At 41.3% G+C, this 16,199-nt stretch carries 16 protein-coding genes, 2 pseudogenes and 1 other annotated feature; of the genes and pseudogenes, 15 read left to right on the forward strand and 3 right to left on the reverse strand.

Annotated features, from left to right (window positions below):
• Positions 1 to 33: 33 nt before the first annotated feature.
• From JCM14108_RS03895 to JCM14108_RS03930, 8 genes are all read left to right on the forward strand, one after another.
• Positions 34 to 531: an HD domain-containing protein gene (locus tag JCM14108_RS03895; RefSeq protein WP_035178548.1), complete on the forward strand. Its 498-nt coding sequence runs from the start codon at positions 34 to 36 to the stop codon at positions 529 to 531.
• A 40-nt stretch (positions 532 to 571) separates the two neighbouring features.
• The gene (locus JCM14108_RS03900; RefSeq protein ID WP_035178549.1) at positions 572 to 922 is read left to right on the forward strand and encodes a winged helix-turn-helix transcriptional regulator; all 351 of its coding nucleotides are present in this window, start codon (positions 572 to 574) and stop codon (positions 920 to 922) included.
• A 37-nt stretch (positions 923 to 959) separates the two neighbouring features.
• Positions 960 to 1,174: a binding site (T-box leader), on the forward strand.
• Between the two features lie 85 nt (positions 1,175 to 1,259).
• Positions 1,260 to 2,309 (forward strand): phenylalanine--tRNA ligase subunit alpha, encoded by a 1,050-nt coding sequence (gene pheS, locus JCM14108_RS03905; RefSeq protein ID WP_035178550.1) that lies wholly within the window; start codon positions 1,260 to 1,262, stop codon positions 2,307 to 2,309.
• Positions 2,310 to 2,312: 3 nt separating this feature from the next.
• On the forward strand, positions 2,313 to 4,724 hold the full coding sequence (gene pheT, locus JCM14108_RS03910; protein WP_035178551.1) for a phenylalanine--tRNA ligase subunit beta: 2,412 nt from the start codon (positions 2,313 to 2,315) through the stop codon (positions 4,722 to 4,724).
• Between the two features lie 45 nt (positions 4,725 to 4,769).
• Entirely contained in the window at positions 4,770 to 5,888 is a 1,119-nt protein-coding gene (gene mltG, locus JCM14108_RS03915) for an endolytic transglycosylase MltG (RefSeq protein ID WP_035178552.1), read from the forward strand.
• Positions 5,889 to 5,918: 30 nt separating this feature from the next.
• Positions 5,919 to 6,593 (forward strand): uridine kinase, encoded by a 675-nt coding sequence (gene udk, locus JCM14108_RS03920; protein ID WP_035178553.1) that lies wholly within the window; start codon positions 5,919 to 5,921, stop codon positions 6,591 to 6,593.
• Positions 6,594 to 6,617: 24 nt separating this feature from the next.
• Positions 6,618 to 7,094: a transcription elongation factor GreA gene (greA, locus tag JCM14108_RS03925; RefSeq protein ID WP_035178554.1), complete on the forward strand. Its 477-nt coding sequence runs from the start codon at positions 6,618 to 6,620 to the stop codon at positions 7,092 to 7,094.
• A gap of 148 nt (positions 7,095 to 7,242) precedes the next feature.
• On the forward strand, positions 7,243 to 7,554 hold the full coding sequence (locus JCM14108_RS03930) for a HesB/YadR/YfhF family protein (RefSeq protein WP_035178555.1): 312 nt from the start codon (positions 7,243 to 7,245) through the stop codon (positions 7,552 to 7,554).
• A gap of 96 nt (positions 7,555 to 7,650) precedes the next feature.
• Here the strand turns inward: JCM14108_RS03930 and JCM14108_RS15780 are convergent, their stop codons facing one another.
• Together JCM14108_RS15780 and JCM14108_RS03935 are read right to left on the reverse strand one after the other, a co-directional pair.
• A complete protein-coding gene (locus JCM14108_RS15780; protein ID WP_272944508.1) occupies positions 7,651 to 7,794 on the reverse strand; it encodes a YfhO family protein in 144 nt (47 codons plus the stop codon).
• 34 nt (positions 7,795 to 7,828) lie between these two features.
• A pseudogene (locus JCM14108_RS03935) lies at positions 7,829 to 10,275 on the reverse strand (YfhO family protein).
• A gap of 121 nt (positions 10,276 to 10,396) precedes the next feature.
• Between JCM14108_RS03935 and JCM14108_RS03940 the strand changes: the two are divergent.
• The 7 genes and pseudogenes from JCM14108_RS03940 (at position 10,397) to JCM14108_RS03965 (ending at position 15,845) form a co-directional block, all read left to right on the forward strand.
• Positions 10,397 to 12,453, forward strand: a pseudogene (locus tag JCM14108_RS03940) (peptidoglycan D,D-transpeptidase FtsI family protein).
• A gap of 117 nt (positions 12,454 to 12,570) precedes the next feature.
• Positions 12,571 to 12,720, forward strand: coding sequence for a 50S ribosomal protein L33 (gene rpmG / locus JCM14108_RS14255; protein ID WP_003554303.1), 150 nt, complete (start codon positions 12,571 to 12,573; stop codon positions 12,718 to 12,720).
• A 190-nt stretch (positions 12,721 to 12,910) separates the two neighbouring features.
• Positions 12,911 to 13,459, forward strand: a complete 549-nt coding sequence (locus JCM14108_RS03945; RefSeq protein ID WP_035178556.1) for a 5-formyltetrahydrofolate cyclo-ligase — start codon at positions 12,911 to 12,913, stop codon at positions 13,457 to 13,459.
• 22 nt (positions 13,460 to 13,481) lie between these two features.
• Complete coding sequence (locus JCM14108_RS03950; protein WP_035178595.1) at positions 13,482 to 14,144, forward strand: rhomboid family intramembrane serine protease; 663 nt, start codon at positions 13,482 to 13,484, stop codon at positions 14,142 to 14,144.
• Between the two features lie 46 nt (positions 14,145 to 14,190).
• Positions 14,191 to 14,421, forward strand: coding sequence for a YqgQ family protein (locus JCM14108_RS03955; RefSeq protein ID WP_035178557.1), 231 nt, complete (start codon positions 14,191 to 14,193; stop codon positions 14,419 to 14,421).
• Complete coding sequence (locus JCM14108_RS03960) at positions 14,390 to 15,391, forward strand: ROK family glucokinase (protein WP_035178558.1); 1,002 nt, start codon at positions 14,390 to 14,392, stop codon at positions 15,389 to 15,391. The genes JCM14108_RS03955 and JCM14108_RS03960 overlap by 32 nt, the downstream gene beginning before the upstream one ends.
• 34 nt (positions 15,392 to 15,425) lie before the next feature.
• Positions 15,426 to 15,845, forward strand: coding sequence for a rhodanese-like domain-containing protein (locus JCM14108_RS03965; protein ID WP_035178559.1), 420 nt, complete (start codon positions 15,426 to 15,428; stop codon positions 15,843 to 15,845).
• A gap of 88 nt (positions 15,846 to 15,933) precedes the next feature.
• Here the strand turns inward: JCM14108_RS03965 and JCM14108_RS14260 are convergent, their stop codons facing one another.
• On the reverse strand, positions 15,934 to 16,110 hold the full coding sequence (locus JCM14108_RS14260; RefSeq protein WP_035178560.1) for a DUF3042 family protein: 177 nt from the start codon (positions 16,108 to 16,110) through the stop codon (positions 15,934 to 15,936).
• Positions 16,111 to 16,199 lie beyond the last annotated feature (89 nt).

Here is a 16,199-nt window from a genome sequence, read left to right on the forward strand (position 1 = left end):
GATGTCTTGTAATAAAGGGCAAAGGGGTATAATATGCGCAAAGATGAATGGAAAAATGATTCTGAATATGTTCAAATTGTTGGTGATTTAATTAAGAATCCAACTGTTCAAAAATTAGCCAACTACAAACAACACCATCATTCTACCAGACTCGAGCATTCTTTGGCTGTTTCGTTTGATAGTTACCGAATTGCCAAAAAAAGGGATCTGGATTATCGGGCGGTTGCCCGTGCAGGTCTGCTTCATGATCTATTCTTTTATGACTGGCGGACAACGAAGTTTGATTTAGGGTCACACGCATTTGTTCATCCGCGAGTGGCACTTAGAAATGCTGAGAAAATCACAACACTGTCTCCGGTTGAAAAAGATATTATTTTAAAGCACATGTGGGGACTTACCCTGGCCCGTCCGAAATATGAAGAAAGTGTAATTGTTTCGTTGGTTGATGACTATGAAGCAGTTCGCGAGTTTATGAATCCGTTTAGAACGAAAGTAAAGAAGCAGCTTAATCGAATCGCGGCCATTAAGTAGCGAGCTGTCGGTTTAAAGTAAGTTTAAGGAGGGGAAACTTATGAAAGAAAATATTGCCTTGAGAGAACCTATCAATTATTTTCTCTGTCCAAAATTCGAAAAAACTTTTTCATTTCTGGGGAAAAAATGGAACGGCTTAATTATTGACGTTTTACTTCAGGAAGGTGCTTTGAGATTTAGAGAAGTTGCCCGTCAGATTCCCAAATGCAGCGATCGAGTACTGGTAGAACGGCTGCGTGAGCTTGAAAATGACGGTGTCGTTATTCGAAAAGAATATCCCGACTCTTCTCTGATTGAATATTCTTTGACCCAACAAGGCAAAGAATTGGCACCGATTATGAGTGCAATTCATTCCTGGTCTGAAAAATGGTATCCAAGCACTGAAAGTTAGCTTGACCATTTTTTTATTTTAGATTATCATTCACTAAGTAAATGCGTTTGAGAAAAAAGTAGTAGACGGCTAATCTATTCAGAGACTCTGTGGTTGGTGCGAACAGAGTGGGTGGCTGATCGAATTCATTTTTCGAGCAGAAAATGGGAGTTTACGATAACAAAAATTTTCCGGTAATCACCGTTAATGATGCTTAAGAGTGTTACTTTTTAGTGACAAATTAGGGTGGTACCGCGAAACTTCGTCCCTGGGTGGACGGAGTTTTTTTGTGCCCTAATTTTCGGGGAATTAGTTGTTAAGTTAACTTTTAACGCAAAAAAATATTTGGAGGGAAACCATGTCGTTACGCGATAAATTAACAGAGATTAAACAAAAGGGTTTAGCGGATATTGACTCGGCTGTTGATCTAAAAAAGTTAAATGAGATCCGAGTTCATCTTTTGGGTAAAAAAGGCCCTATTACGGCCACTTTACGTGGTATTAAAGATTTGCCCGTGGAAGAACGTCCGGAAGTCGGCAGTTATGCTAATAAGATTCGAGATGCAATTACGCAAGCGGTAGCAGCACATCGAGAAGATCTTGAAGATGCGGCTTTGAATAAGCAATTGGCTGCAGAAAAAATTGATGTAACGCTGCCGGGAAAACCGGTTGCCCAAGGACAGCCGCACGTAATTCAACAGATTATTGACGAATTTGTTGATCTGTTCTTAGGAATGGGCTATCAAGTCTTACAAGGGCCGGAAGTAGAGTCTGATAAGTATAATTTTGAAATGATGAACTTGCCTAAAAATCATCCAGCCCGGGATATGCAGGATACTTTTTATTTAAGCAAGGAGTTTTTGATGCGTTCCCAGACGTCACCGATGCAGGCTCGGGCACTTGAGAAGCATGACTTTTCAAAGGGGCCGCTTAAAATGATCTCACCAGGAATCGTTTATCGTCGTGATACTGACGATCCGACTCATTCCCATCAATTTCATCAAGTTGAGGGGTTGGTTATTGACCGTCACGTCACGATGGCCGACCTTAAGGGAACGCTGCTGACAATGGCCCAAAAAATCTTTGGCGACAGATTTGATATTCGTCTTCGTCCAAGCTATTTTCCATTTACCGAGCCGTCCGTAGAAGTTGACATCACCTGCTTTAATTGCATGGGTAAGGGTTGTGATGTCTGCAAGCATACCGGGTGGATCGAGGTCTTGGGAGCCGGCATGGTTCATCCAAACGTTTTGGAAATGGCTGGTGTTGATTCAAAGGTATATGGCGGATTTGCGTTTGGCGTTGGCCCTGATCGTTTTGCAATGCTGAAATATGGCGTTGATGACATTCGTGATTTCTATCTTGACGATGTCCGATTCTTAGATCAATTTGATAAGAGGGGTAACTAAAGAATGAAAGTTTCATATAACTGGTTAAAAAAGTATCTTGATTTGGATATGCCGGCTAAAGATTTAGCCGAAAAAATTGAGCGAACGGCCGTTGAGGTGGATTCAGTGGATGTTGCTGAAGAAGGTTTGAAGAAGCTGGTAGTCGGTCATATTTTGTCGATGACCAATCATCCGGATTCCGATCACCTTCATATCTGTTCAGTGGACGTCGGTGAGGAGTCGCCGCTGCAAATTGTTTGTGGTGCGCCTAATGTTGCGGCAGATCAAAAGGTGATTGTTGCTCTACCGGGCTCCCGGATTGGCGGCAATGTTAAAATCAAGCGTTCCAAAATGCGGGGTGTTGAATCGGAAGGCATGATTTGTGCCCTGGACGAAATTGGTTTTAGTAAAGATGTCGTACCCAAGGAATGGGCTGATGGCATTTATGTTTTTGACGATAGTGTTCCGGTTGGTGAACCGGTTTATCATTATCTTGGAATGGACGATCCGATTATTGATTTGGATGTTACCCCCAACCGTGGTGATATGCTGAGTATTTTGGGAACCGTTCACGAACTGGCAGCGATTTACGATCAAAAGCCGGATATTCAAAAACCGGTAGTAAAAGAAGCTGCTGATTTAAACGCGGCTGACGAACTTAAAGCGTCGGCGGATGAAACGTTGGCTAAAACTTATAAATTAAGAGTAATCAAAGGTGTTAAGGTAGCTCCCAGTCCGGCTTGGCTGCAGATTACGCTTTGGAATGCCGGTATTCGGCCAATTAATAACGTTGTTGACGTTACTAACTATATTTTGCTGAAGTATGGTCAGCCGCTGCATTCATTTGATAAGGATAAAATAAAGGGAAATGTTCAGGTTCGCCTGGCAAAAAAGGGTGAACAAATTAAAACCTTAGATGAAGAAGATCATGATTTGTCTTCCGAAGACATTGTGATTGCCGATAGTGAACGGCCAATCGCTATTGCCGGTGTTATGGGTGGTTATAATACACAAATTGATGATCAGACCAAAGCGGTGGCCTTGGAATCGGCTATTTTTGATTCTATTCGGATTAGAAAGACCGCTCAGCGCCACGTTCTGCATTCTGAGGCTTCCCAACGCTTTGAACGCGGCATTAATCCGGATGGCGTTGAGGATGCCCTTAATGAGGCTGCCAACATGATTCAGGAGCTAGCCGGTGGCCAAATTACCAAGGGAATTGTGACTGCTTCCGAATATCATCCGAAACTCCCAACGATTTTTATAACTGCTGAAAGAACGAATCATGTTCTTGGAACGGATTTAAGCTTGTCGGACATTCAAGCAATTTTTGATCGGTTAGGGTTTATTAGTCAACAAGCAGATGACGGGTTGAACGTGACAATTCCGGCTCGCCGCTGGGATATCCATATTGAGGCCGACTTATTTGAAGAAATCGCTCGAATTTACGGATATGATCAGCTACCGGCGACACTGCCAACCGGCAGACAAACGATTGGTACTCTGACGCCTGCCCAGAAACTTGACCGGGCAACAAGGCATGCTTTGGAAGGGCTAGGGTTGACTCAGGCAATCTCTTATTCGTTGACGACAGCCACCAAAGCGCAGCTGTTCTTAATGCGCCAGAGTAAGTTAACCAAGCTGTTATCACCAATGACCCAGGATCATTCAACGCTGCGAATGAATTTGTTAAGCGGTTTATTGGACGATGTTGCATATAATCATGCGCATAAAGTAAATGATGTGGCTCTATATGAAATCGGCCGGGTTTTCTACAAAGACTCGGATGAGCAGGTTCGCCCAGACGAAGTAGCGCATGTTGCTGGTGTTGTAACGGGGAACTTTACAGCTGCATCCTGGAATAATCATGTTCATCCAGTTGACTTTTACGACTTGAAAGGGATTGTTAACCAGTTAATTGAAAATCTTGGAATTAACGGTGAACTGAGTTACACGGCAACGGATAAGTATCCGGAAATGCATCCGGGACGAACAGCAGATATTAGTATTCATGGTCATTACGTTGGTTTTATCGGCCAAGTTCATCCGAAGGTCGCCAAACAGTTTAAAATCAAAGAAACTTATGCTTTTGAATTGAATCTGCAGACATTAATTGAGCTTCCTAAGAGTGATGATCAGTATCATCCAATCTCAAAGTATCCATCTGTTGAAAGAGATATTTCATTCTTGGTTGATCATGAAGTTACCAATGAGCAGGTTGTGGACTTAATGAAGAAACGTGGCGGTGCTTACTTGCATGATATTCATTTGTTCGATATTTATGAAGGCAAAAATATCCCAGCCGGCAAAAAGTCAATGGCTTATTCATTATTGTATGTTAACCCGCGCGAAACATTAAAAGATGAAGTTGTGACAGCAGCTTTTGAAAAGATTAAAAAACGGTTAACTGATGAGTTAAATGCGGAAATTCGCTAGTTTCAACCTTATAATGGGATTTGAGAATAGTAGGAGGAGCATCTGATGAGTAATAACTCAAATGAACGGACTCCTAAACCCAACCGGAGTTTAGGGCGAAAAATTATTATTTCCGTAATTACAATTTTAGTAATTTTGGCGATCGCCATTGGCTTTTTAGGCTATCGATATTTTCAGGAAGCTTTAAAGCCGATGAATCCTCAAAATACAAGTGTGAAACAAGTTCACATTCCATTAGGCGCGTCTAATAAGCAAATCGGCTCGATTTTGCAAAACAAAAAAATTGTTAAAAGCGGCATGGTTTTTGATTATTATGTCAAATCAAATAATATGAGTAATTTTCGTGCTGGTTACTATCAGTTAAAGCCATCAATGAGTTTAAAAGCAATTGCTAAAAAACTGCAGCGGGGCGGTACCGATGAACCGATTCAAAGTACAAAGGGGAAGGTACTGGTGCGTGAGGGGGCTAATATTGATCAGATTGCAACCCAAATTGCCCTGACAACTGATTTTTCAAAGCAGAATTTTATCAATGTTATGAAAGATAAGCAGTTTATGGAACAATTGGCTGCTCGTTATCCACAATTATTGACATCGGCGATGAAAGCCAAGGGCGTCAGGTATCGGCTTGAAGGATACTTGTATCCGGCAACTTATGAGGTTAAGAAAAATACGTCACTTAATTCCCTTGTTAATCAAATGGTTGCCAAAACAAATCAAGTTTTGACGCCTTATTATAAGCAGATTAAAAAGACAAAAATGACGATGCAGCAGTTTATGACCTTGGCATCTTTAATCGAACGTGAAGGCGTTAATCAGACGGATCGTCGAAAAATGGCTGGTGTCTTGTTAAATCGAATTGATATTAACATGCCGCTACAGTCTGATGTTGCTGTTCTTTATGCAATTCATCGTAATAGTAAAGAATTAACCAATAAGGATCTTCGGAGCAATTCACCATATAACCTGTACAAATATGCCGGCTTTGGGCCGGGACCTTTTGATAGTCCAAGCGTTAGCTCTGTTCAAGCGGTTCTTCATCCACTGGATCGATCAAAAAACTATTTGTATTTTGTTGCAAATACGAAGACCCGGAAAGTATACTATTCAAAGACTTATGAAGAACATCAGCAACAAATTGCCGAGCACACGGCCAATAACTAATTCAAGCAATACTGAAGGGAATTTCGATTCATGGTGAAACCAAAACAAAAACCAGTTGTCATTGGTGTAACTGGTGGTTCTGGCAGCGGAAAAACAACGGTAAGCCGGAAGATTTTTAACGAATTGTCAAACTATTCGATTATGATTCTTCAGCAGGATTCTTATTACAAAGATCAGTCTAATATGACAATGGCACAGCGCAAAAAGGTTAATTATGATCATCCAATGGCTTTTGACTATGACTTAATTATTCAGCAGTTAAAGCAACTGCTAAATTATCAACCAATTGAGAAGCCGGTTTATGATTATAACCAGTTTACCCGCAGTAAGGAGACAATCCATCAGGATCCACGCGAAGTAATTATTCTCGATGGCATTTTAATACTTGACGATGAACGATTACGTGATTTAATGGATATTAAAGTGTTTGTCGACACGGATGATGATATTCGTCTTATTCGGCGAATTGAACGGGATATGCATGAGCGTGGCCGTTCATTGGACAGTATCATTAAGCAATATTTGACAACTGTTAAACCAATGTATCATCAATTCGTTGAACCAACCAAACGCTATGCGGATATTATCGTACCCGAAGGCGGCGAGAATCAGGTAGCAATTGATTTGTTAACGACCAAAATGCGGGCTATTTTAAGAAGCCGGGGTAATCAACAGATCAAGCAAAACTTTGATTCAACAATTTAATCTTTTACAAAGGGGAATTTTTTGATGGCTGAACAAGAAGCATATCCAATGACCGCAGAAGGTCGGGATAAATTAAAAAAGGAATTGGAAGACTTAAAGGTAAATCAACGACCAAAGGTGGTTGAACGGATTAAGGTTGCCAGAAGTTATGGTGATTTGTCTGAAAATTCCGAGTATGAATCAGCAAAGGACGAACAGAGTATGTTGGAAAGTCGGATTACGACGATTGAACACATGCTTCAGTATGCACAAATTATTGATTCTAATGACAGCGATAAAGACGAAGTGACAGTTGGAAAGGCAGTAACTTTTAAAGAACTGCCTGATGAAGAGCCGGAAACTTACACAATTGTAGGGGCTGCGGAGGCCGATCCAATGTCGGGAAAGATTTCCAATGATTCGCCAATCGCAAAAGGGCTTTTGGGACATCGGTTGAATGAAGAAGTGACGATTCATATTCCAGCCGGTGATATGAAAGTTAAGATTTTAGAAGTTAAGTAAGATATCAAAAATAATTTGTTTAAACAAAGTGGCAATCAGCTTAGTGAAATACTGGGCTGATTGCCTTTTGCTATTCCTTTGTTAATTTCACAATCGATGATATAATGTGATGTAAGCGAATTCGTAAATAATGAGGAGTGTGCGATTAATGAAAATTGAAATTACCGATGCTGCAAGTAAGTGGTTCCATGAAGAAATGGGATTGTCTGATGGTAACGGAGTTCGGTTTTATGGGAAAGTTTATGGCAAAACCCCCGTACACGACGGCTTTTCGTTAGCAATCACTCGTGACGATCATCCAGAAGAAGTATATACCGAAACGGATAAAGATGGCGTTAAATACTTTGTGGACGAAGGCGATGAATGGTTTTTCAAGGGGTATGATTTGGGGGTTGATTTCGATCCCCACAAAGATCCAGAAAATGTTTTCTATACCTATACCAAAAATGGTGAGTTATAAAACGATTGAGTTGGATAATATGTAAAAACCAAGGATGATTTAGGGAGCTTCCCCAATCATCCTTGGCTTTTTTAATGCTAAATTTTGTGCATTGGATTAATGATTTCGTTTGTAATAATAACTGCCGATAACGAAAAAGATACCTATTAACGAAATGGTTAGCCCAATTCCCAAGCCTTCTGGCCAATACGTAAAAGTAACCTGATGGGTCCCTTTGGTAATTGGGACGTAGATAAACATTTTAGCCCATTTTCGGGGCTTGACGGTCTGATGGTCAATTTTTACGTGCCAACTTAGAGTATGGGATTGTTGTGGTAAGCGACTGTTTGGCTGCTTTAACATGAACAGTTCCTGTAAATTGATGATTATTCCAATTTGAGATCTTGTATGGTGATTGTTTGAGATCCTGTGAAAAACGAGCGATTTTTTGATCGTTTAGTTTATAAAATTTAACGTTTTGAAGCCAAACATCATTTGCGTTTGCGTAAAGTTTAACAGTAATGGTATCATTTGCAGTTCCACCAGTCGCAATATTTGCGACAACGGTTTTTTTAGCCGGCCTGAATTGCACCAGGCTATTACCGTTTACCAAAACCGATAGCTGCGTATTTGAAATGTTTGGCCCCATTGTCATGTAGTATGACGTGTTCTTTTCAATTGGGACTTTCATTGTAATATAGGATTGTTCCATCATGTTCTTCTTTCGAAGGACCGCGTTATTCAAATCCAAAACGGGATAAATATTATGATATGAAACGTCTGTGTAGGCTGCCGGTTTAAATAAATCACCGATTTTTGGATCCAGCTGTTTGGCCAGTTGATTCTGATAAGCGATTGGACTGTTGGGAACGGCCGTTGTTTTTAACGGCTGTTTTGGAGATACAAAGCCTAATGGCAATGCATATGGATTGCGATAGGTATTTGTCTGCTTTGTCTGTGAAAGCAGCTCATACTTGCTTAAATCGGGTTTACTCGTCAGAGTGCTTAAAAATTGCGGCATGGTTTTTTGATTCGTTTTGACGGTAACCGGTCGTTCATTTAACCAATATTTCATTGATAAAAGCGAATCGGTAAACATGGTCCCGTTTGAATAAAGGATATAGGCGTCGCCGTTTGGCTGGCCAATGTTACCGGCGAAATTTGAAGTTGCGGATTCAAGCGTAGACGAGAAAATCGAGCCGCCATTAAAGTTCGCTGTTAATGCGTCATTTTTGGTTCTGGAAAAGGTTTGGCCGGTTCGATAAAAGCTTTTGTCATTTTGGTTAATCTTATCGGTAAGTGATCGGGTAATCCCTGCGAATTTGGTGTAATCGGTATTATTTAAGTAGGAGATATTGTTGAGTGAATTGACAAAATTTAAACTCATTTCTCCGACCATTAAAACGGCAAGTGCGGCTGAAAGCAGTTTGTGTTGCCGATATAAACCGTAAAAAATAATCAAGCCGATGCTCAGGAGCAGGTAAATCCAACCCCAGACATAGTTGCCGGCACGTAAATATTCAAATTTTTTCATTTTTAAGCCGATATAGAGCATCCCAATTAAGATAATGGTCATACTGGCAATGAAGTTGCGCCACCGAATGTTGTGAGCCGAAATATCTTTAAAAGTTTCAAAGGCGGTCAAAATCATCCAAAACGAAAAAATAAAGGAAAAGCGATATGGATACCAGACGGGCAGTTGCATCCCGTGCCAGAACAGATCCAGCGGCTGAAAGCACATGGAAAGAACAAAGAAAGCCGTCAGGCCAAAGTTGGCAATTTTGAATCGCCAGTTAATGGTTGGCGAGAAGTAATAATAAAGAAATAAGATAATAACGACGCTGGCAACAAAGATATTTGCCGTCCCACTCGGCAGCTGTTTGAAGTCAAAAGAGCCGTTAATAAACTTTCCCAGCATATCCAGCGGGTTATATTCGAACCTGACCCGAAATTCATTTTTCGAATAATTGGTTTTACTTGTCAGCAGTGAGAAGAAAGTCGGAATTAAGAGCCAAGCTGATAGAACGCCACTTAACAAGGAGGCTTTCAACCATCGGAAAAAGACTTTCCCATAGCTGCCGGTTTGGACAGGCAACGCTTTGGCAATACCGAAAATAATCATATAGGCCGTTACAAAGATAGCAATCATCCATCCCATATAATAATTAATAATCAGCATTGCGGTAAGGCTGACCGTATATAACTTAGCGGATTGGGATTTTAACAGATTGTCAAGTCCAAGAAAAATAATCGGCAGTAGAATGGCGGCGTCAATCCAAAGTGTATTAAGCTGGTTTGCGACCATCCACCCATCAGTGCGTAGGAAACGGCAAACCCGATAATTGACCAATCGGCTGCCTGGTATTTCTTTTTAAGAAAATAACCGCAGCTTAATCCGGCTAGTCCATATTTTAAAATGGTGATAATTGCCAAAACACTGGGCAACATGGAAACGGGAAACAGTAAAATCAATAGGTTAAGTGGACTCATCAGATAATAGCTCCACGTCCCAAACATGTCACCGCCGAATCCTTTGGCAAACGAGTACAGAAAACCGCTGGGATTATGCAGCAGTGTATCTCGATAGTGCGCAAAAAAATCAACGTACTGCTGACCCATATCAACTGTTAGAACAGAAGAGCTTCCGAATGGTGCAAAATGTCTAAAAATAAAGTACCCAACCGTAATGATGACTGGGATCAAAAAGCAGAGTAGTAATGGGTATCGCTTTGATTTCATCATTGACCTTCCTTTTTTAAAATAAATGTCAACGTTTAGAATATCATAAGAAGTTAAAGATTGGCCAACAGTTCTAGTTTTTGTAAAAGAAATTTGATAGAATTGAGTTCATGGGCAAGGAGTAATGACTTTGAAAATCTTTAGAAGACGAACTAAGAAGAACCAAAAAACAAAGGCAGCGTCACTGCCTTTTAGAATTAATGTTATTTTTATTGTTGTTGGTATTTTATTTATAGCATTGCTGACACAGTTGGCTTATCTTCAAGTGATGTATGGATCAAAGTTTAAAGCCGAGGTTAACCGATCCGACACGTCCGTAGTTACGGGAAACGTGCAGCGAGGGATGATTTATGATTCAACCGGCAAGGTATTGGTTGGAAATTCAGCCCACCAGGCGATCATCTATACTAAGGGCGTTAACGAACTTTCAAACGACTTGTATAAGACTGCCACGAAACTTTCCAATTATGTTAGAGTTTCCCAAAGCAGCTTGACCAAGCGTCAGTTGGCCGACTATTATTTGGCTAATCCTAAAAACCTGGCTGCGGTTGAGGAAAAACTTTCCGGATTGGACGGATATAGTGCCGATGCTAAATACAATAAGGCTTTGGATTACGTTGAAAAGATACCTAATTCCCGGTTTAGTGAAGCAACCAAAAATGCAGCGGAAATTTTTGCCAAAATGAGTGGTGCTTATCAGCTTTCAACTGTTAACATCAAGGACGATAACGTTTCCGAAGCTGAAGTGGCCCAAGTTGGTGAACATTTGTCGGAAATGCCGGGCGTTAACGTCGGTACCAGCTGGAGCCGAAACTATCCAAATGGCAAGTCCATCCAAGGGGTTACCGGAACGGTTTCAAACGAAAAGACCGGCTTACCGAGTGACCGGGTTAACGAATTGCTGGCAGAAGGCTATTCTCGTAACGATAGTGTTGGTCAAAGTTATTTGGAGCGTCAATATGAACCCGTTCTTCGTGGTACCAAATCTCAAACTCAGGTTGTTTTAAATAGTGACAACGAGATCAAAAAACAGATTAAGAAATATGGCGGCCAAAAGGGTGATAATCTTCAGTTAACAATTAACGCTAAGTTCCAGAAAACATTACAGTCGCTTGTCAGATCTGCTGAACAAGGTGCCGGCGGTAATTCAACCGGGACGTATGCGGTTGTTATGAACCTAACAATGGTGCGATTATTGGTATGGCTGGCGTTAATCGAAATCCGAAAACGTCTAAAATTACGGATAACATTCTTGGCAATATTAACAGCTCAATTGTCATGGGGTCCGTTGTTAAAGGGGCAATGGTTTCCGGTGCACTTATGGACGGGGTGATCACGCCAACTAATAGTACACTAACGGATCAGCCGATTACGACCGGTGGCGTAAAGAAGTCATCATGGTTCAACCATAATGGTGGTTCCAATATTTCAGTTGATGCCAGTGGCGCCTTGGAAGTTTCTTCAAACTCGTATATGATGCAGCTGGCAATGAAAGAGGCTCGGTTTAAGTACGTTGAAGGCGGGGCTTTGACAATGAATCCATCGATCTTCAGTAAGCTGCGGGGATACTTCAACCAGTTCGGGTTGGGTGTGAATACCGGCATTGATATTCCGGGTGAATCAACCGGCTTGAAAGGTGCCAGCGGTCGTTCCCACATTGGAAGTGCCTTGGATGAGTCCTTTGGTAACTATGATGCTTATACGACAATGCAAGTGGCTCAATATATGTCAACCATTGCTAACGGCGGCTATCGAATTGCGCCGCATATTGTGCAGTCAATTCGGGGAACCAGTAAGAACGGTAAGCTGGGTCCGGTTAAGGCAACGGTTATGCCAAAGGTTTTAAATCATATTGATATGACTAAGGCGCAACGGGATGTTGTTAAGCGAGGCCTCTATGACGTTGTTCATGGTACCAACACTTATAAGACCGGTGGCGAGCTGGATACCATCAAACCGGAAATTTCCGCCAAAACCGGTACGGCTCAGACATTCTATAATGGAAATGAAACGGTTACGCTGAGCTTGGCATCGTTTGCGCCTTCAACGAATCCACAAGTTGTTGTTGCTTTAGCAATGCCCAACTTAGGTGTCAATGCCGAAAGTAACAATATGCAGCTGGCAAAGCGGATTTACGCTGCTTATTGGAAAGAAGTTCAGTCGACATCGACTGTTAAGTAAAAATACTTAACATTTATCAATTTAATCCTAGTATTTTGTGATGATTGATGATAAAATATTCAGAGTTGATGCTATTAGACTAGCTGTATAAAGAAAAAAGTTTGGAGGTCCTATTCCATGCGCGTACACATTACATTGGAATGTACTGAATGCCACGAACGCACTTACTTATCAAGCAAAAACCGTCGGAACAATCCAGACCGGTTAGAGCTTAAAAAGTATTGCCCACGTGAACGCAAAGTGACATTACATCGAGAAACAAAATAACAACGTTTATTTGTAAAATGATTCATGCGGGATTTTAACTCAGCTACATGGCTTTGTGAGGCCCAAATCAGATTCATTTTGCAAAAGCGTGAGATTAATAAGAGGCCGGAAGTGAACGGGAAACTGTTTATCCAGTCTCTTTTTCTCATTATTGAGTCGAGCTTGAAATAAATGTAAAGTAGGTTAAAGCATGCGAAATAAAGTAAAAGTTGCCTTTCGAAAACAACAGCTGGAAAAAATTCATCATTTTTTAGGACAACCGGAAACCTCGGCGACGTTGCAGCATCTTTATCAGCAGCTTTTTGAAGATTCTGATTTTTTAAAAGCTAACGTCATTGGGGTTACACTTAGTATGGCTGAAGAAATTCCAACCCAGCCGATTATTACGTTTGCACAGGCTCATCAAAAGCAGGTCGTTGTCCCCCGGACCCTTCCCAAACGTCAAATGGCGTTTGTTGTACTCGATGAGACGACCCGCTTGGAGCGAACAAAGTTTGGGACTCAAGAACCGGTTGGTGGGACTGTTGTGGCTAAATCAGAAATTGATGCCCTGATTGTTCCTGGCTTGGCTTTTTCCCGCGATCATTACCGGCTTGGCTTCGGTGGTGGCTACTATGACCGATTTTTAGCAGATTTTGAAGGGATGTCAATCGCGGTCGCAACGCCGCCTCAATTTTTTGAAAAAGCGGCTTGGCCTATTGAAGACTTTGATATGAAAGTTAAAAAAATTATCCACTAGTTATGGAGGAATAGTTAATTTGATAAATCGATTACGTGATAAGCCTTACGTGACTTATGGATTGCTTGGTATAATGATCCTTGTTTATTTAATAATGACCATTACCGGTGGGACTGAAAACCCAGGTAACTTGTTGCGGTTTGGCGCCAAATACAATCCGTTAATTCGGGCTGGCGAATACTGGCGGCTAATTGCACCTGTTTTTATCCACATTGGGTTAACCCATATTCTAATGAATGGGATCACTTTATACTTTATTGGTCAGTATGTGGAAACACTGTTTGGGCATTGGCGGTTCTTGATTATTTTTCTGGTATCGGGTGTGGTTGGTAATTTGGCCAGCTTTGCTTTTAGTTACAACGTGTCGGCCGGGGCCAGTACGGCCATTTTTGGCTTGTTTGGTGCGTTTATGATGCTGGGAGAAAGCTTTTCCAGAAACCAGGCAATTGTTTCAATGGCTAAAACATTTTTGCTGTTCATTGTTTTAAATATCGCGATGGACCTTTTTACGCCGGGAATTGACATTGCTGGTCATCTTGGCGGCTTAGTCGGCGGCTTTCTGATTGCTTATGTATCGGGAGTTTCGTTTAGTAAGGTGAACCCGATAAAACGAGTCATTGCCGGTATCACGTTGGTTTTGGTTGCCGGCGCGTTGTTTGTGATCGGCATGCGGGGTAGTTTTTAGGATAAATTTCGAAAATTGAAAGAAATTTGACTAAGGATGTGAGATAATGAAAACGCTGTATGATGTTCAGCAGTTACTGAAAAAATTCGACATTTATGTTTATGTCGGCAAACGACTCTGGGATATTGAAGTGATGGCATTGGAATTGGATCATTTACACCAGGCACATCTCATCAGCCACGATGATTTTATTCATGCCAAACTTGTTTTAAACCATGAGCACCGAATTGAAGAAAAACATGAAAATGAAAGCAGGGGGATTTATCTTGGCAAGTAAGAGACTAATTGGAATTGATCTTGGCGGTACCACAACGAAGTTTGCATTTATTGATGAGGATGGCAATATTCTGACAAAATGGAGTATTCCTACAGACATCAGTGATAGCGGCAGCCAAATCGTACCAAATATGATTAAATCAATTGCCGATCAGATGCGACGAGAAGATTACAATACTAATGACTTTATCGGTATTGGTATGGGAACGCCCGGAGCTGTTGATCGTGAAAAGGGCACGGTTGTCGGAGCCTTTAATCTTGGCTGGGATCAGGTTCAACAAGTCGGCCCAACCATTACCGAAGGCCTGGGACTGCCAATTGCAATTGATAACGATGCCAATTCCGCCGCTTTGGGTGAATATTGGAAAGGTGCCGGTGACAAGGCTGACGACGTTGTCTTTGTTACCCTGGGAACTGGTGTCGGCGGTGGTGTTGTCACTAACGGCAAGCTGGTTCACGGTATTAATAATGGTGCCGGTGAAATTGGCCATATTTGTGTGCAGAAAAACGGCTTTCTTTGCACTTGCGGCAAACGTGGTTGCTTGGAGCAGTACGCTTCTGCAACCGGTGTTGTCAAAGTTGCCAAAAGTTTGGCAAAGCGCTTTACAGGGAAATCACGGATTAAGGAATTAATTGATGGGCATGAAGACCTGACTTCCAAAATGGTCTTTTTCCTAGCCGATAATGGTGATATTTTAGCCAATCAAATTGTTAACGAAGTCTGCTCATATTTGGGATTGGCACTGTCGCATGTCGGTAACACGCTGAATCCGGAAAATATTATCATCGGTGGTGGTGTTTCCAATGCCGGTAATACGTTGCTTCAGCCGACAACCCGTTACTTCCAGGAAAATGCCTTTAAGTCGGTTCGTGATTCAACTAAGTTAAAGCTCGCCCAGTTGGGAAATGACGCTGGTGTAATCGGCGCGGCTTCACTGGCGCTAAAATTTAAAAATGATAACGCCCTGTAATTAACCGGGCCTAAAATAAAAGTTTGAAAGTGAGATGCTGAAATTGATTGTTGGTGCGTTGAATGCAAATGGTTGGATGACAATTCTTTTGATTATTATTTTGTTGGGGTGGCTTATTTACACGCTGATCCAAAATTATCGGGTTAAACAGGCGGCCAAATACCTGACAAATGCAGATTTTCAATCCGGAATGCGAAAGGCGCAGGTGATTGATCTTCGCGAGTCCAAGACTTTTAAAGACGGTCACATTTTGGGCGCTCGAAACGTGCCATATTCAACGATCCGGAACTTTTACCAGCAGATTCGGCCTGATTTACCGGTTTATTTATATGATCAGGGTAAGACCGTCAGCAAACGGGCAGCACTTTTTTTGAGTAAAAAAGGATATCAACAAATTTTTATTTTAAAAACCGGCTATCAGAATTGGGATGGCAAAGAAAAAAAGAGCAATTAAATGAATCGGAGTATTAAAAAAGCCGGAGACAAAAGTAATTTTCTTTTGTTTCGGCTTTTTTATTTGAACCTGATGATTTTAAACGATTTTATCCATGATGGGCTGCTCGGCTTTTACGCATTGCCCGCTTCCGGTTTTCTTCGAATTTTTGTTCTTGATCCTCAATCGGGTCAACAACTGACTTCTTAAATGTCAGCAGTGCGCCCAGACCAGCCGCGACCGTTCCTAAAACACCAACGATTAATCCATTAGTGAAATGTTTCATTACAATCCCTCCCAAAAAACTTTCTATAGTTTCATTATGCGTTATTTACTGGCAGATATCTAGTTTCTTGTTCAATTGTTTAAATATAA

Origin of the sequence: Lentilactobacillus farraginis DSM 18382 = JCM 14108 (genome assembly GCF_000583655.1) — a bacterium.
Classification (GTDB): domain Bacteria; phylum Bacillota; class Bacilli; order Lactobacillales; family Lactobacillaceae; genus Lentilactobacillus; species Lentilactobacillus farraginis.

Bases quoted from the DNA above. Each gene is read 5' to 3' on its own strand.
- greA (WP_035178554.1), top strand. From the start codon at position 6,618: ATGGCTGAACAAGAAGCATATCCAATGACCGCAGAAGGTCGGGATAAA.
- pheT (WP_035178551.1), top strand. From the start codon at position 2,313: ATGAAAGTTTCATATAACTGGTTAAAAAAGTATCTTGATTTGGATATG.
- JCM14108_RS14260 (WP_035178560.1), bottom strand. From the start codon at position 16,110: ATGAAACATTTCACTAATGGATTAATCGTTGGTGTTTTAGGAACGGTC.
- JCM14108_RS03960 (WP_035178558.1), top strand. From the start codon at position 14,390: ATGAAAGCAGGGGGATTTATCTTGGCAAGTAAGAGACTAATTGGAATT.
- JCM14108_RS03945 (WP_035178556.1), top strand. From the start codon at position 12,911: ATGCGAAATAAAGTAAAAGTTGCCTTTCGAAAACAACAGCTGGAAAAA.
- JCM14108_RS03895 (WP_035178548.1), top strand. From the start codon at position 34: ATGCGCAAAGATGAATGGAAAAATGATTCTGAATATGTTCAAATTGTT.
- JCM14108_RS03930 (WP_035178555.1), top strand. From the start codon at position 7,243: ATGAAAATTGAAATTACCGATGCTGCAAGTAAGTGGTTCCATGAAGAA.
- JCM14108_RS03965 (WP_035178559.1), top strand. From the start codon at position 15,426: ATGCTGAAATTGATTGTTGGTGCGTTGAATGCAAATGGTTGGATGACA.
- JCM14108_RS03955 (WP_035178557.1), top strand. From the start codon at position 14,191: ATGAAAACGCTGTATGATGTTCAGCAGTTACTGAAAAAATTCGACATT.
- JCM14108_RS15780 (WP_272944508.1), bottom strand. From the start codon at position 7,794: ATGTTTATCTACGTCCCAATTACCAAAGGGACCCATCAGGTTACTTTT.
- pheS (WP_035178550.1), top strand. From the start codon at position 1,260: ATGTCGTTACGCGATAAATTAACAGAGATTAAACAAAAGGGTTTAGCG.
- udk (WP_035178553.1), top strand. From the start codon at position 5,919: ATGGTGAAACCAAAACAAAAACCAGTTGTCATTGGTGTAACTGGTGGT.
- mltG (WP_035178552.1), top strand. From the start codon at position 4,770: ATGAGTAATAACTCAAATGAACGGACTCCTAAACCCAACCGGAGTTTA.
- rpmG (WP_003554303.1), top strand. From the start codon at position 12,571: ATGCGCGTACACATTACATTGGAATGTACTGAATGCCACGAACGCACT.
- JCM14108_RS03900 (WP_035178549.1), top strand. From the start codon at position 572: ATGAAAGAAAATATTGCCTTGAGAGAACCTATCAATTATTTTCTCTGT.